11 protein-coding genes and 1 pseudogene are annotated in these 15,344 nt (G+C 61.8%); 4 read left to right on the forward strand and 8 right to left on the reverse strand.

Annotated features, from left to right (window positions below; all coding sequences use genetic code 11):
* From U9R81_RS17635 to ybeY, 4 genes and pseudogenes are all read left to right on the forward strand, one after another.
* Nucleotides 1-499: pseudogene (locus U9R81_RS17635) on the forward strand (hypothetical protein); the annotation flags it as partial.
* Between the two features lie 117 nt (nt 500-616).
* Nucleotides 617-1,168 carry an inorganic diphosphatase gene (locus U9R81_RS17640; RefSeq protein ID WP_012259161.1) on the forward strand — a complete coding sequence of 184 codons (552 nt, stop codon included), beginning with the start codon at nt 617-619 and terminating at the stop codon, nt 1,166-1,168.
* A gap of 11 nt (nt 1,169-1,179) precedes the next feature.
* Complete coding sequence (locus tag U9R81_RS17645; RefSeq protein WP_322496732.1) at nt 1,180-1,638, forward strand: NUDIX hydrolase; 459 nt, start codon at nt 1,180-1,182, stop codon at nt 1,636-1,638.
* 81 nt (nt 1,639-1,719) lie between these two features.
* A complete protein-coding gene (ybeY, locus tag U9R81_RS17650) occupies nt 1,720-2,181 on the forward strand; it encodes an rRNA maturation RNase YbeY (protein ID WP_322496733.1) in 462 nt (153 codons plus the stop codon).
* Nucleotides 2,182-2,228: 47 nt separating this feature from the next.
* Here ybeY and U9R81_RS17655 read toward each other — a convergent pair whose 3' ends face one another.
* The 8 genes from U9R81_RS17655 to U9R81_RS17690 form a co-directional block, all read right to left on the reverse strand.
* Entirely contained in the window at nt 2,229-2,414 is a 186-nt protein-coding gene (locus U9R81_RS17655; protein ID WP_322496734.1) for a hypothetical protein, read from the reverse strand.
* Between the two features lie 3 nt (nt 2,415-2,417).
* Nucleotides 2,418-3,560 (reverse strand): THUMP domain-containing class I SAM-dependent methyltransferase, encoded by a 1,143-nt coding sequence (locus U9R81_RS17660; protein WP_322496735.1) that lies wholly within the window; start codon nt 3,558-3,560, stop codon nt 2,418-2,420.
* A 79-nt stretch (nt 3,561-3,639) separates the two neighbouring features.
* On the reverse strand, nt 3,640-4,737 hold the full coding sequence (locus U9R81_RS17665) for a M20 family metallopeptidase (RefSeq protein ID WP_322496736.1): 1,098 nt from the start codon (nt 4,735-4,737) through the stop codon (nt 3,640-3,642).
* A 464-nt stretch (nt 4,738-5,201) separates the two neighbouring features.
* A complete protein-coding gene (locus U9R81_RS17670) occupies nt 5,202-5,993 on the reverse strand; it encodes an SDR family NAD(P)-dependent oxidoreductase (protein WP_322496737.1) in 792 nt (263 codons plus the stop codon).
* Nucleotides 5,990-6,883, reverse strand: coding sequence for a R2-like ligand-binding oxidase (locus U9R81_RS17675; protein ID WP_322496738.1), 894 nt, complete (start codon nt 6,881-6,883; stop codon nt 5,990-5,992). The genes U9R81_RS17670 and U9R81_RS17675 overlap by 4 nt, the downstream gene beginning before the upstream one ends.
* 123 nt (nt 6,884-7,006) lie before the next feature.
* Nucleotides 7,007-10,666, reverse strand: a complete 3,660-nt coding sequence (locus U9R81_RS17680; protein ID WP_322496739.1) for a HEAT repeat domain-containing protein — start codon at nt 10,664-10,666, stop codon at nt 7,007-7,009.
* A 38-nt stretch (nt 10,667-10,704) separates the two neighbouring features.
* Complete coding sequence (locus U9R81_RS17685) at nt 10,705-10,923, reverse strand: Franean1_4349 family RiPP (RefSeq protein WP_322496740.1); 219 nt, start codon at nt 10,921-10,923, stop codon at nt 10,705-10,707.
* 1 nt (nt 10,924) lies between these two features.
* On the reverse strand, nt 10,925-15,253 hold the full coding sequence (locus tag U9R81_RS17690) for an adenylate/guanylate cyclase domain-containing protein (protein WP_322496741.1): 4,329 nt from the start codon (nt 15,251-15,253) through the stop codon (nt 10,925-10,927).
* Nucleotides 15,254-15,344: the final 91 nt, after the last annotated feature.

Below are 15,344 nucleotides of genomic sequence, written 5' to 3' on the forward strand. Positions count from 1 at the left end.
CTATGCCGAGGCGACTGCCGGCGAGGTATGGCAACTCTCGCCTCGTGGCGAACCGCAACGGCGCTTGACGACCATCGTCGATTACGCCAGCCCGTTGATCTGGGCGCCGGCTGGGTTGGCGATGGCCCAGATCGATACCGGCGCAATCATGGTTCCGGCGGACTGGGAAGTGCTGCCGGTCACGCAACCCGGCGAGCTGGCGGCGACCGGTAATGGCCGGCTGGTGGGCCGGCGCGCAGTGGCCGATCCAGCAGTGCTGAGCGAGGCGGGGTGGCCGCGAGCAGTCGCTGATTGGGTTACGGTGGCCCAAGCTGAAGCGCCGTACCAACTCCCTGACGGCAGCCGGTTGATCACCTTCACTGGCCAAGCGACCAACGGCAGCGCCATCGTTGGGGTGGCGCGGTTGGCGGACAACGTGGTGATCATCAGCTACGCGCCACAAGCCGAATGGCCGCGCTATCGGGCCAGCGGGATTGCGCTGGCGCTGGCTGCGCGATAAAGGCAAGCGTTCAGCGGAGAGACGCCGGCTTACGGCGTCTCTCCGATTCTTTGCTGCCATGACGTGTTATAATCTTGCGGTAATGGGTCAAGTTACGTTATGCGAGTGAGGCTACCAATGCAGAACCTGTGGCACGATCTGGAGCCCGGCCCAGACGTTCCGAATGTGATTCACGTCGTGGTTGAAATTCCGAAGGGATCGCGCAACAAGTACGAGTTTGATAAGCGGATCGGTGCGTTCCGCCTCGACCGGGTGCTCTATTCGGCGGTGCAGTATCCCGGTGACTACGGCTTTATGCCGCAGACTTATTACGATGACGGCGACCCGCTCGATGTGCTGGTGATGACCAACCTGCCGACCTTCCCCGGCTGCATTGTCGAAGCCCGCCCGCTGGGCCTGTTCCGCATGCTCGATAAGGGCGAGCCGGATGATAAGGTGCTGGCAGTGTTGCAGTACGATCCCTTCTTCGCCGATTACCACAACTACACCGCCTTGCCGGCGCACTACTTGCGCGAAGTTGAGCACTTCTTTACCGTGTACAAAGACCTCGAAGGCTCACGGGTCGAGCCGGTCGGCTGGGAGTCGGCGGATGTCGCTCGCGAGCGGATCCAGTACTCGATCGATCGCTATTGGGACATGCGAGCCGGTCGTGTGCTCAAGCGTGCCTAATTCGGACATCCATGACTTCACGCCGTTCTTTGTCACATCGCACAGCCTATTCGGCTGGCGGTGTCATTTACCGGATCGTCGCTGCGCAGATCGAGGTGGCGCTGATTGCCACCGATCGCGGCGAACGCTGGGGGCTGCCCAAAGGGCATGTCAACCGCGGTGAGACCGCTGAGGCCGCCGCCGTGCGTGAAGTTGCCGAAGAGACCGGTTTGGAGGGCGTGGTTGAGCGGCATCTGGCGACGATCGAGTATTGGTTTCGGTCGGGCACGGGCCGGGTGCATAAATACGTCGATCTCTTTCTGCTGCGCTACGAACGGGGTGAGGTGCGGCCACAAGCGGGAGAGGTTGATGATGCCCGTTGGTTCCCGCTTAACGAAGCGCTGCACCGCGTCTCGTTCGAGCGCGAGCGCGACGTGCTGTTGCTAGCGCAGCAGGCATTGCAGCGCGCTGCCGATGAGCCAAAACCGTAAGCTGGGTCAGACAGCAGAGGGTCGCAGTCGCCAATCGCGCGATCCTCTGCGTCGTTGTTTCGCGCAAGGGGCGCACGGTTTATGAGCTATACCATTGAAGTGCTGGTTGATGAGGGGATCGAGGTTGATGCGGCGTTGGTCGAACAGGCGGCGCGCACGGCGCTGGCCAACGAACACGCGCCTGCCGGGTGCGAGCTGGGCATTCGCATTACTACCGACGCTGAATTACACCGGCTCAACCGTGATTTTCGCGGGGTTGACGCGCCAACCGATGTCCTCTCCTTTGCCGATGATGGTGATCGGGGTCCGTTTGTGGCGGCGCCCGATCAGCCGCGCTATCTCGGCGATATTGCGATCTCGTACCAGCGCGTGTTAGCACAAGCCGCAGAGTATGGCCACAGTCCGGCCCGCGAATTGGCCTATCTGACTGTGCATGGCGTGTTGCACCTGCTTGGCTACGACCACGAGCGCGGCCCTGACGACGAGGCCGCCATGCGTGCGCGCGAAGAGGCGGCGATGGCGGTGTTGGGATTACCACGGTAAAGAGCGGCGGTAGGGGCATAGCGTAGGGGCATAGCGCCGCTATGCCCCTACCGCCGCCGGCCAAACACTTGATCGATCCCATAATCGATCACCAAATAGATCCCGATCGCCAAGAGCAATAACCCCCACCACGGCATTTGCACCCAGATCACGATGTGCAGCCGTGACCAGATCAACCAGAAGACGAACACAATCATCAAGGTGCTGATCAGCGAACGGATTCGGCGCGGCATGAGTTACTCCCAGTCGTCGTCTTCGGGGGGCAGCGGCGGCGGCGGTGGTGTTGCCGCACCGGCCACACGGATGTGTTCACAGATAGTTGCCCGATGGCCGAGCACCAGCACCCGGTGGCGGGCGGTGGCGCGCAAGACCGGTGCGGCGTGAGCGCGGGCGCGATCGAGCAGTTGCTGATCGGCGACGAGCGTCACCAGTCTCCCTCCCGGCTTGAGCACGCGGGCAATCTGGTACAGCACATCGCGATACAGCTCTTCGAGGTCTTCGCCTTCGCCGATCTGGGTGCCAAAGGGCAGATTCACCGCCACCTTGGTCACACTTGCATCAGGCAACGGCAACTTCGTCGCATTCCAGCGCCGCACTTCGATCTGGCCGCGCACGCCGCGCAAATTGGCCTGCATCGCCGTCACTGCCGCCGGACTGATGTCGCCGCCGTACAGCGCGGTAAACGGCCCTGCTGCCGCTCGTTCGAGCAACAAGGTTCCAACACCGGCCATTGGGTCGAGGAAGATGTCATCCTCTCCCGGATGGGTCAACATTACCATCGCTGCCGCTAAAGCTGGGCGCAGCGAGGCCGGCAGGTGGGCAATCTTGCCGCGTAAGCGCAACGAGGCGTCAGAGAGCCGGATCGCGACGATCAGTTCTTGTTCAAGCAACGTTGCCCACACTTCCAGATCGGCCTCTTCCTCGATGGGCTGCCAGCGCCCCGGCCAGCCATCGCGAATCGCGTCGGCGACGGCGCGGCCAAACTCGCGGCGTTGAAAGCTGTGCTTGCCGACAATGCGCGTCACGACGCGAAAGGCGCCGTTGCGTTTGCCGCCATTCAACCGCCGCCAAACGTCGAGCGCCGGTTTCACCGCCTCTTCGTTGCGGGTGGCGGCATGGATCTGGCGCAGGCCGCGATCATCGGGGGCGATTTTAAAGCCGCGAGCTGCAACGACAAAGACATCCTCGATCGTGCGCAACGCCAACAGCGGGCGCGGCGAACCTTGATGATCGAGCAAGATGAGGTCATTACGCGCCGGCACGCCGCGGATGCCGACTTGGCGCGGCGCTGGTCGATCGGAGTCGGGCCGGATCGTTTGCTCGACTTCGCGCCACGTGAGCGTGGCAAGACCGGGCAGGGTTTGTAATAGGTACAGCATACTGGTTTGAACTTCTGATTCGATAAGCCGTCAACTCGCTCTCCATTGCCGGGCGAGCCAACGGGAAGGTACTGCGCGGTTACTGCTCGCGCATGGTGTCAATATAGCTGGTAATAATCTGATAGAGCGTCACCAGACTCGCGATTTCGACCCATTCTTCTGCCGAATGCAACCCTTGCCCCACCGGGCCGAGGCAGATGGCAGGTACGCCGATATGCGAATAGTAGCGCGCATCAGTGGCGAAATGTTCGCGGTAGAAGCGCGGCGGCTGGCCGGTGTGGCGCTCGATCAGCTCGGCGATCCGGCCGACCTCGTGGTGTTCGGGGTCGGTGCGGAGACCGGCGCTAGCCATCACGCTCACGAATTCCGCGGTTGGGAATACTGCTTGCAAATCAGCCTGAATCGCCTCCGGCGTTGTATCGGCAGTCCAGCGAATATCAAACATCACTAGCGCCTCTGCCGGTACCTGATTGCGCGAACCGGCCCCAACCCAAATTTCGGTCGGCGTGACCGAAGTGCGCCAATCGTACGGGCCGGTTGGAGGCGGATAGCGTTCGGTGATGGCGGTAATGCCTTGGGTTAGGCGGTAGATCGGGTTATCGCCTTCCCATGGCCGCGAGCCGTGGGCGGCGCGACCAGGAATGCGCAACTTGGCCCACATACCGCCCTTGTGCTCGAACAAGATGCCGAGATCAGTTGGTTCGAGACAGAGCATAAACTCACACCGCCAGCCTTCATCGCGCAGCCGTCCGGTGCCGTTCCGCCCGCCAATCTCTTCGTCAGTCACAAACTGAAAACCGACGTCAGGCGGGTGAGGGCGGGCGGCCAAATCGCGGATCAGACGCATCATCACCGCCACGCTTCCCTTCATATCTTGGCTGCCGCGTCCATAGATCCGGCCACCGCGCACCTCTGGCGCGAACTGGTGCAGTTGGCCGACCACCACGTCCAAATGGCCATTCAGCATCAGACGCGGCGCGCGGGTGGGTCGAAGCGTAACCACCAGCGCCGGTTTGCCTTCGGCGCTGCTTTGTTCGAGATAAATGCCCGGCACATCGGCCAGATAAGTAGTGACATAATCAATCGCCGCCTGCAACTGATCAGGCCGTCCGGCAATCGTTTCAAACCGGATCAGGTCGCACGTCAGGCGGGTGAGCTCTTCGGCCAGCTCGCTCATACACTCAATCCTGATGATGAGGAGCGCGCGGACACCATGTACCCAAGCGTTGGGGCGTCTGCGCGCTAGTGCGTCTTGGTACTTCCCCTAGTGTACCACAGACCTAGAGCAGTACCGTGCTCTGATAATGTTTTACCGGCAACAACATGGTCACAGTGTTCGCTCCCTAGCGGGATGGTGGCCCCACCCCGCTGGGGGAGGGGAAATGCGCCTCCCGCCCTCAGCGGGGGAAGGGTGGGGAGCGGGCTGTCCCCCCGCTCACCCATTGTCATTGCGAGCCGAGTGCAGGTGTAGAGCACCGCTCTGCCCCCACGCGGCGAAGCAATCCCCCGCGAGCGTGGGATGGATGCCTCTCCGCACGACTCCTGCCGCAGCGGGAGATTGCTTCGGGCGCTGCGCGCCCTCGCAATGATAGAAGAAACGCATGGCGTGCAGCAGTTTAACTGCCGCACGCCATACCCTCTTCACCCTGCGACCAACCGGCTGAAGGGCGGCAAGATATCTGGCGCGATGTCCGCTACCGTCGCGTAGAGGCGGGCTTTCCAACAGGGGTAGATATGGCGGCGGCGGGCGGCGATGCCAGCGAGACTAGCCCGCACCACCGGCGGCGGTTGATCAACCAACCATCCCGGCACGCGCCGCTTTGGCCCGCCACCGTACTGGGGTGCGTCGAGAATATCGGTTTGGGTGAAGAAGGGATAGACGATACTTACACTGTACCCCTCGGCGGTGAGGCCGCTGGCAAAACCGCGTAAACCGAATTTGGCCGCGCTGTAGATGCTAATGTTCGGGAGTGCAGCGCGGCCAAGGATCGACGAGATAAACACAATTTGACTGTGGGGCTGGTTGCGCAAGACGGGTAAGAGCGCCGCTGTCAGCCGGATGGGGGCGTGCAAGTTGATGCGGAGCAGCCGTTCGGCGGCTTCCGCCGGGATCGCGTTGATTGGCCCGTACAGGCCGATGCCGGCGTTGTGAATGATCAGATCGAGATCAGGCGCAACCTGCGTGACCTGCTGGGCTAAGCGATCGCAACTGGCCGGATCGCTCAGATCGGCGGGTAATAGCGCGCGAATGCGTCCGGCCTTCTTGTTGGTTTGGCCGTGCGCGGCAAACTCGGCGGCTGCGGTGAGACGGTGGGGGCTATGGCTGCTCAAAATGAGATCGGCCCCAGCAGCTAGCAATTGGCGGGCAAACTCGCGCCCCAACCCGCCGCCAGCGCCAGTCAGCAACACAACCCGCCGGGCGAATGCGCTCATACGGCTTCCTCGTCATCGGTTGCCAGCCCTTCAATCTCGGCGAGGCTCTGCTGGCACGCCATCTCAAGCCGGTTCAAACGGCGTTGGAATTGGTTGAGGGCGAAATTGCTGAACATTTCCACCTGCAAACCGAATGGCATCTCGTCGTAGCTAGCAAAGATCTCGTCGATTACACCTATCGCATGCAAGAGCAGCTCGTTCATCCGTTCGACAATGTGATCCCAAATCCGCTGATCGGTCGCAATCAGGCGTGAAAGCAGATAGATGCCGTAAGCGATGTGGCGTGACTCGTCTTGTTTGAGCAGGCGAATGCCCTCGCGCACGCCGGGCATGAGGTTGTGGGTGTCGAGAATGGTAAAGTAGCCGTGGTAGCCGGTCTCGGCCAGCACTCCTTCGACGATCATGTTGTAGGTCAGCGACGCTTCGGCGAGGTTGAAGGGCGAGGGGTCGTGCTCAAGCCGGTGCATCGCTGCCGGCAGCGCCTCGTAGATCAAAGCGCGGTAACTCGGCGTGTGGTAGCGGCTGAGGTCGGGGTTAGCGCGCGCGACTTCGCTGATAAAGCGGGCAAAGAAATCGGTATGCTTCGCCTCCTCAAACAGAAACGTCGTGAGGTATAACTCCTCTTCCAACCGGCCATCGCGGGCGACAGCGCCGATCAGCGGCAGCAAATCAAGCGTGACAGCCTCTTCACCGGCTTGAAAAAGCGCTGTGAGCCGCAAGAGCAGATCGCGTTCTTCGTCGCGCAATTGTTCCCAGTCGTGGCGATCGCGGCTCAGATCAATCAGCGAGGGGTTCCAGATGCCAAACTGTTTGGCCTTCTCAAACAGGCGCATCGGCGGGCTATTGCGGCGTAAGCCGCGGCTGGTGGTGATGAAATCGGTGTGGGCCATCCCGTTCTCCTCTCATTGCAAAGGCGTTGGTGCGGCGGTATCCATTGCAAAGGTATGATGGCAGGCTTGGTCTTGGTCGCCATTATGCCGCTGCCCGCTCAGCATGCGTTTGCGTCGCTACGTTTACAGGCTCACGCTTGCTAACCTATCTAGCAACGCTTCGCCAGCCCACAGCGCCACCTCCGGAATAGGCGCAGTAGCCAGTGCAGCCAGCGCCTGCAATGCAGCAACGTTGGCCAACCCCGCGCAGTGCTGGTCGAGCGCTGTCACCGCGGCGTGGCGCACCGTGAGGGGTTGGTCGCCGGCCACGGCTACATGGGCCAAGAGCTGGATCACATCGTGATCGGCGGGCTGGCTCAGCGCGACAATCGCGTGGCAACGGAACGGTTCGGCGGCGTTCGGATCGCTAGCCACCATGCGAATGAGCGGATCGTCCGGCGCCACGCTGCTGAGATGCTGCAAAGCGAGTACCTTCAATACATCAGGGGCGTGCGGATCGATGAGCGGTTGCCGGAGCGTCGCGTGGTGCGGATCGGCAGCGGCGAGTAAGCTGAACGCTTGCGTTTGCAGGGCAGGGTATGGCGCGCGCAATGTTTCGACAAAGACCGGTATCGCTTCGTTGGCTACGGTTGGGCTGAGGGCAGCAGCGGCGGCAAGGAGCACAGCGAGATCGGGGTGGCTCCGCATAACGCGGGCCAGAATTGGCGTTGTGGTTTCGGCGTGAGCAGCGAGGGTGTTGACGGCGGCGAGCGCACAGACCCGATCAGCGTCAAATGCCAGCCGGTGCAGCATGTTGGCTGGAACCGGGTGATCACTACGACTGAGCGCGCGCAGCGCCGCGCTGCGGATGGGGTCGAGTTGCATAGTAATACATTCGATGAGCTGTTCCACCGGTGCAGCGACAACGGCATCGAGCGCCGCGGCGCGGATGGCTGGCGGCTCCTGCTCGTTGGTGGCGATGGCCATCAGCGCCGGCGTCGCAGCGGGGTCGGCGCTGCGGCCCAACGCTTGCAATGCTGCCAGCCGCACCGGTTCGGCGCTGTCTGCGCTGGCAAACCGCACCAGCATCTCGATCATCGGTGCGGAACATCGCGGCGCAAGGCGGTCAAGCGCGGCGCAGGCAAGGTCTGCCTCAGTTTCTTCTGCGAGGCGCAGCAACATTGCTGCGCCATCGGGCCGTCCGGCAATCGCTTGCAGCGCCGCGGCGCGCAAGGCGGCATCATAGTGGGCGCTACGCGCAATGGCGGCTAGGTCAATGGAGGGATCGGCAGCCAACAGCTCACCGAGTGGGCGTGGCGCGCTGGTGTCGTGCAGCGCAACGCTGATCAAGGCGCTGATGGCTGGGGCTAGCGTAGGTTGATGGCGTCCGATCATCCCGATGGCACGCGCTGCTGCCCTAGCAATCCGTAACACGTGGCGGGCAATCAGGGCCGAAGGCCGGTCGAGTGGGATGTCCGCTGTACCGGCTAAATTGTCGGTTGTCACTATCACATCGGCCAAGAGGGCGTGGGTGGCGGGATCTTCCGCTTGGGGCAGCCATTGATCGGCTGGCCCGATCAGCGCCGGTAACGCAGTGATCCACGTTTCTAACAAGTGGACGCCATACGTCGGCGCGAGCAAGTGCCCCAACGTGACCAACGCCTGCTTGCCGCCGTGTTGGCCCAACGCCATGATGATGATCGTAGTCAACGCGGCGTCAAGATCGGGCTGTTCGAGCGCAGCGAGGAGGGTTGTGCGCGCAGCTAACGCTGATGGATGGTTGTGTGTAGCCAATGCGCCGAGCGTGTGGGCCACTGCCCGGCGCACCAGCGGCGGGTGTTGCTGGCCTAAGAAGGGACTGAGCAGCGCGACAGCATGCGGGTAGTGAGCCAATTGGCGAGCCGTGGCAGCACGGATAATCGCCGGTTCATCGGCTACGTGTAGCAAGCGGCTGAGCAGGTCAACGCCATAGAGCAAGCGATGCAGCCGGCAGATGGCGCGCAAGCGTAGATCAAGCGGCAAACGGCTGCTCAACGCGAATCCAGCTAGCAGTGGATGGCCGGCAGGGGTTGCAGCCAGATCGGCGAGCGCTTCATCACGGACTAGCCACGGATGGTTCGGTTGAACGACAAAACGGGCTAGTTGGTCAAGATGGCCTGTGCGCAACCAGACCGCGCGAGCCGCTTGCCGTACCTCGGCCGTTTGATCAATGGCGGCCTGTTGCAATTCGTCGCGGGGCAACGCTGCCGGCGCGAGCGCGCGCAGGCTCGCCGGTAGGGTTGTTTGCCGCAGCACATGGCGCGCAATGAGCTGTTGCCGCTCTTCACTGGCTGCGCCGCTGAGGAGCAACCGCAACCCAAGATGCACTGCCGGATTGGCTAACTGATCGGTGGTGCTGGCGCGACTCACGGCGAGGAGGCAGCGACCGGCTTGGCTGATCAGATCGGCATAGGAGGGCAAAGGCGGCGGCAGAATCTGTTGCCGGCAGAGCAGGTCGATCGCGTGCCAGCGCAAAGCCGCTGGGGCATCGCTAGTGTCGAGCAGCGTCATCAGCAATGCGATGTCAGCCACCGGCGCGAGCTGGCTCACGATCCGTTCCAGTAATGGGTTGCGCTGATCTGGTTGGGTGCGGCTAATATCTATCAGGATCACCGGCAACGCCGGCGCAAGGGTGCTCAATGGTTCACCGCCGTGCTGGCAGATCTCGTCGATCAAGGGCCGGCTCAAGGCTGGATCGAGCCGTGGCCGTTCACGGAGGGAACGGGCCAGCAACAACAACCGCTCCGCCGGCGACAGTTCACTGTCGTAGAGGCTGGTGATCAAGGGGCGCGGATCCGGCGCGGCGCCAAACGCTAATGGCACAACGAGCGTGCGCCGGTGCGGGCCGGCGTCGTGGAATGCGGCGGGATCGATCTGTGGTTGGGCCGCTAGTTCAATCGCCTGTTGGTAATGCTGATAGGCGGTGCGCCCAATCCGCCAGCTCTCCTGATCAGGGAGGGTCGCCAACAGCGGCGCCGCAAAGGTTGCCGCTCGTTCATACAGTGCAGCGCGCGAGACGGGCCAACTACTAAGCGGTTGCGTCATTGCCAACAATATTAATTCAGCCGGACGCTCGCGCAGCAAGATCAGCGGATCGCGATCAAATAGGGGCAGGATGGCTTGTGGATCGCTGTGAGGAAAAAGGCGCTGGATCCACGCGATCAATCGTTCGGCGGGCAACGGCGCGATGGCGTGATGGCGAAATCCCGGCCACAATTCACCCGGCGGCAATGCAATGACCACCCGCGCTTGCGGCCACCGTTCGGCGAGGGCGGTCAAGAAACGTTGCCAGATCCCGCACCGAGCAGGAGGTAAATCTTCCCAATCATCGACCAGCAGCAGACAAGGCAGATTGTGTTCGAGCGGATTCGGCGCCAGATTCAGCTTAGCCAACGCGCGCACCGTAATCGCGCGCGGCGTCAAGCTCGGCGTGTCAAGTTTAGCGAGTAATAACCGTGCGAGCGGTAGGCTTGGCTGATCGTTAAGCCAACCTTGGGCAATTTGCGCGAGGACAAGGCTGCGCCCACTGGCCGGCGGCCCGATGATCGCGCACTGGTTCGGCTCGGCGAAGATAGTGGCTAAATCGAGATCGATCCCGAATGGCGTCTCCAATGCTGCCGGCGGCAATTGCGCTAACGGTTCGCTCGCAAGCCAATGTTCGACGGTTGCGCGCACGTTCCGCGGCATCCGGCGCGGTAAAAAGAATTCACGGAGCGCGCGCGGCACAAAATGGAGTTCAGGACGTTCGGCGCTCCGCTCGTGCATATTGTCATCCCTTGACAGTGACCCTCACCTTGGCTTGTTTAGAAAAAGCCGCGACCGGCGCTCTTCGACAGGCGCGGGTCAAGCTTGCCGGCAAAGGCCTGCAAGCTCTCGGCATCGAGCCGTTCTAGCGCTTCCAGCTCCTCTTCCGTGAGATCATAACCGGCGCAGGCTGCGCGGGCATCAGCGATCAATTGGGCGCGAAACTCAGCATCAATAACGGCGCGACCAATCACCTGCTCAACGGCTGACTGTGACATGCTACACCTCCCCTGCTTGTTCGGCCAGCCGGCGAAGTTCGCCGTTGGCGCCGATCGTGGTCAATTCTGTTCGGGCCAATTCTAAATACGTACAAGCTGCTGGGAAGTTGCATCGTTGCAGCGCATTACCGAAACGGGCGGCAGCACAGGCGTGTTCAAAGCGACAGTTAATCGCCGCAAAGATTTCCATCGCGCGCGTAAAGTAGTCGCTAAATGGTTCATTGCACTCAGCGGCAATCTCGCCGCTCAGGCGCAACGCCACCGCATGATCAAACCGGCTGCCAATCTGTTCGGCGAGCGACGCGGCTTTCGCCACATGATCGGCGGCGGTTTGCAGTAATCGCTCGCGTTCGTCACTCTGAACAGCTTGGCGGGCTTGGGCCAATAGCGCTTCCGCCGCAGCGCAGAGGGATTCGACCGTTAACTGTGGCACTTGAATCTGATCGCCGATGTGGTAAGCCTGATTGGCGTAGGAGAGAGCGGTTGTGGGATCGCTGTTGGCGGCAGCTGCCAATGCTGCCAATGCTAACGTGTTTCCATATTGGTACGTGCTGCCCTGTTCAGCGTAGATCTGCAACGCCTGCTGATAGACCTGTAGCGCGCGCTGATAGTCACCGCGCGCGTAGGCAATAATGCCGAGCGTGTCATCGGCTTGGGCCATCCCTAGCTGATCACCCATCTCTTCACACAGCGCCAGTGCGTCGCGACATACGGCTTCGGCGGCATCGTAGTTGGCCAGCCGGTAATGAGCATAAGCCGCATTCAGTAACGCGCTGGAAAGGGCGTATTTTGCGCTGCCCTTGCGCGCCAGCTCTTCGGCGCGGGCATAGTGTTCGACTGCAGCCGCGTATTTGCTCTGCAACTGTTCTAGGTAGCCGAGGTTGTTGTAGGTGCGGGCGCAGCCGTAGATGTCATCAATCGCCTCTTGCACGCTTAACGCATTCAAAAAGTGGTAGCGAGCCAGATCGTAGCGTCCGCGCATGCCATAAATCATGCCCAGTTGCTGCTGGAGTTCCGCTTCGATCCGTTCATCCTCAATGCTGCGTTGATCGTTGCGGATACGGGCTAGACCCGCTTCGCATGTCGCCAGCGCTTCATCGAAAGCTGACAGCCGGGTGAGGGTCTGGGCTAGATCGGCGGCAATCGCTGCCAGCAGCAACGGCGGCGTGCGATTGATCGCGGCGCCGGCGATCGCTTCTGCGCTGCGTAACCGATCCAGCGCCTCTTGATAACGGCCTTGCTTTTCAAGCGCAGCCCCCCACGAGCGCAATGTCTCAGCCTGCACGACCGGCGGTAAACGATCGCTTCCCACCTCTAGCAAGCGTTGGTACGTGCGCTGCGCTTCATCGTATTGGCCAATCGCCGCCAAGGTCTCACCAAGCGCCTCCATCGCTTCCCACAGCCGCGGATCGTCGCCCCGTTCACCGAGAATGTCAAGCGCCCAGCGATAATAGGTGATCGCTTGCTCGTTGGCGTATTCGTCGCGGGCCAAATGGCCGGCTAGCAAGAGGTATTGGATGGCCCGTTCCGGGGCATCGCTCAGCCGGTAGTGGTGCGCTAACAGGAAGATCGGGCTCGCAATGGTGCGGACGGTGCGCGTCACCATCGGGCCGTTGCGCCCGATTTGTACATACTGAAACTGGCGCGCATTGCTCACATCGCGCCGGAGCTGGTTGAGCTCATTCGCATACCGTTGCTCAAGATATTCGCCGATTCGCCGGTGCAGTTCACGCCGGCGGGCGAAGAGCATGCTCTGATAGGTGACTTCGTGCAGCAATGCTTGGCGGAAGGTGTGAACCCGTTCGGGCGCTTCGCGTTCAAGCAGGGTCAGTTCTTGGGCATCGAGCTGGCTGATATGTTCGATCAGCCGGCGCATATCTTCGCCGTAGACCGATTGCAGCACCGACAGCGGAAAGCGCTGGCCGACTACGGCGGCCACCCGCAGCAACGCTCGTGAACGTTCGTCAAGCTGGTCGACGCGAGCGAGCAGCAAGCCGCTCAAGCTGTCGGGCAGTTCGTCTAGCGCCGTGTTGCCGTTTTTCACAGCCCGCACCAGTTCTTCGATAAAGAGCGGATTACCGGCGGCGCGGGCGATGATCTGGGATTGCACTTGCGGGTCAAGCTGGGTGCCGGTGGGGATGGCGGCAATCAACGCTGCGCTATCGTTAGCCGGCAGTTCGCTCAGCGTGAGTACCTCAGCTTTGTCGGCGAGCGGGTCGTTATCCCATTGCAAGGTGTCGCGGTGTAAGCCAAGCAGGAAGATCGGCGCTTGCGCTACTGCACTTGCGATATACCGCCAGAGATCGCGCGAGATCCGGTCGGCCCATTGCAAATTGTCGAACACGAGGATCAGGCCGTGTCCGGCAGCCATAGCGAGAATGATGGAACGGATGATCTCAAACCGGCGTTCCTGCCGTTGTTTTGGATCGAGTGCGCGCGTTAACGGGTTGTCGTCAATATCCAGCTTGACCAAATCAGCCACAATCGGCGTCCAATCGTCGGCGATCGCGGCGGCGGTGAGGGCTTGTCGCAACTGGGCGGCCCGTGTTGCTTGATCAGCGCCGGCAGGGATCCCGCAGAGCGCCTGCATCACGTCGCTCCACGGCGCGTATGGTGTGCTTTGCTGGTATGCCAAGCAGCGTACCGTCACGATCTTGGCCGTGCGGGGCGCACCCGTAACCAACAGTTCGGCGGCTAGCCGCGTTTTGCCGATGCCCGCTTCGCCGCTGATACGCACGACCCGGCCATAACCGGCCAACGCCAGTTCTAGCCGCTCGCGCAGCCAAGCCAGCTCGTGTCGCCGGCCAACTAGCGCGTGGTGGAAGGTAGGCTTGGGCGCTTCGCGTTCGCCGATCAAGCGCAAGAGTTCGAGCGGCTCGCGTTTGCCACGCGCGCTGACCGAACGTGAGTCAGCAAAGACCATCGTGGCGCCGATGCTGACCGCAAACGGGGTTGTTGCCCGGATTTCACCCCAATCGCTATGCACCATCACCCGGGCCGCGACATTCACCGCGTCACCCATCACGGTGTACTCTTTGCGCTCAACATCGCCAACATTGCCGGCAAAGACGGTACCGCTGTTCAAGCCGATCCGCAGGCGCAAGCGTTCGAGCGCAATACCAACTGGTTGGGTGGTGGTTAGGGTGTGGAAGGCGCGCTGGAGATCAAGCGCAGCTCGCGCCGCACGTTCGTGATGATCTTCTTGTGCGACTGGCGCGCCAAAGATGGTCAGCAGTTTGCTGCCTTCGGTTGCTAAATCGATCTTATTGACATAGCCGCCGTATTGTTCAATCGTGGTGAAACAGACGCGCCAAACGGCGTCGATGACCTGCGCCGTGGTGTCGGACGGTAACGCCTCGACCAGTGGCGCTAAGCCTTCAATCTGCGCAAACAAGATCGAGACTGGGCGCAGATCGGCTTCCAATTGGGGCCGCCGCGGTTCCGCTATGATCCGATCAACCAAAATCGGCGGCAGGTATGGGCTAAGCCGTTCCAGCGTCCCGATCAAATGGAGGACGGTCTCGCGGCTTGGCGGCGGCGGATCGGAATGGGCAGGCGGTGGTGTGTGGGGTGTATCGCCGCTAATTGCGTTTAACTTTACATAACCATCAACAAGTACCTCACCCTGTGCGCGCCCCTCAATCATCGCCCATGCCTGCGGGCCGAGCACAATCTCGCCGCGTCCACCCAGTTCTTCAGCGCGGGCAACTCGCTCAACACAGGCTCCCATCGCGCTGTAGCGCAGCGACTCAGGCCGTCCGGCGCTGACGAGCGCCACCCAGCCACTCTCTACCCCGATGTGCATCGTAAGCGGAAACGAGCCGATACCCGGCACTTCCCGCACGAAGCCGGCCTGCGCGGCCAGCATATCGCGGGCCACTACCGTGGCTGTGTAGGCGTGATCGGGGCCGGTAAAGAGCACGAGCAGCGCATCGCCGCCAAACGTGATCAGATCGCCGCCGGCCTGTTGGATGCGGCGAATCAAGGCCCCGAAGTAGGTGTTGAGCGTGTCGGTGACAATCTCGGCCCCTTCGCGGCCAAGGCTGCTCAGCCGTTCGGCCAAGGCGGTGGAACCGCTCACATCGGCGAAGAGCAGCGAACCGTCAACCCATTCCACCCATGGCTGGTCATCAGTCGTGGCTAACCGGTACGCAACTAACCGGCGCGGGAGGTAGGTCGTCAGGGCGTATTGGGCATTGGCAAGGTGGGCGCAAGCGGCATACAAGTCATGTGGCCGCATTTCGCCGCCGAGCAGCGCCTGTGCCTGCGCGGCGCCGAGGTAGCGGGCAATACGGTTGCGATCGATCTGGATGAAGCGATGCTCAGACATCGGCAGGCCGATCCTAGGTATGGATAGCTTGGTTGGCAAGCGATCATCACGGTGTATCGTCTTCATTATAGCAGAGGCAAGCCGGGATTGT

The organism is Chloroflexus sp., assembly GCF_034435895.1.
In the GTDB taxonomy this organism is placed as follows: domain Bacteria; phylum Chloroflexota; class Chloroflexia; order Chloroflexales; family Chloroflexaceae; genus Chloroflexus.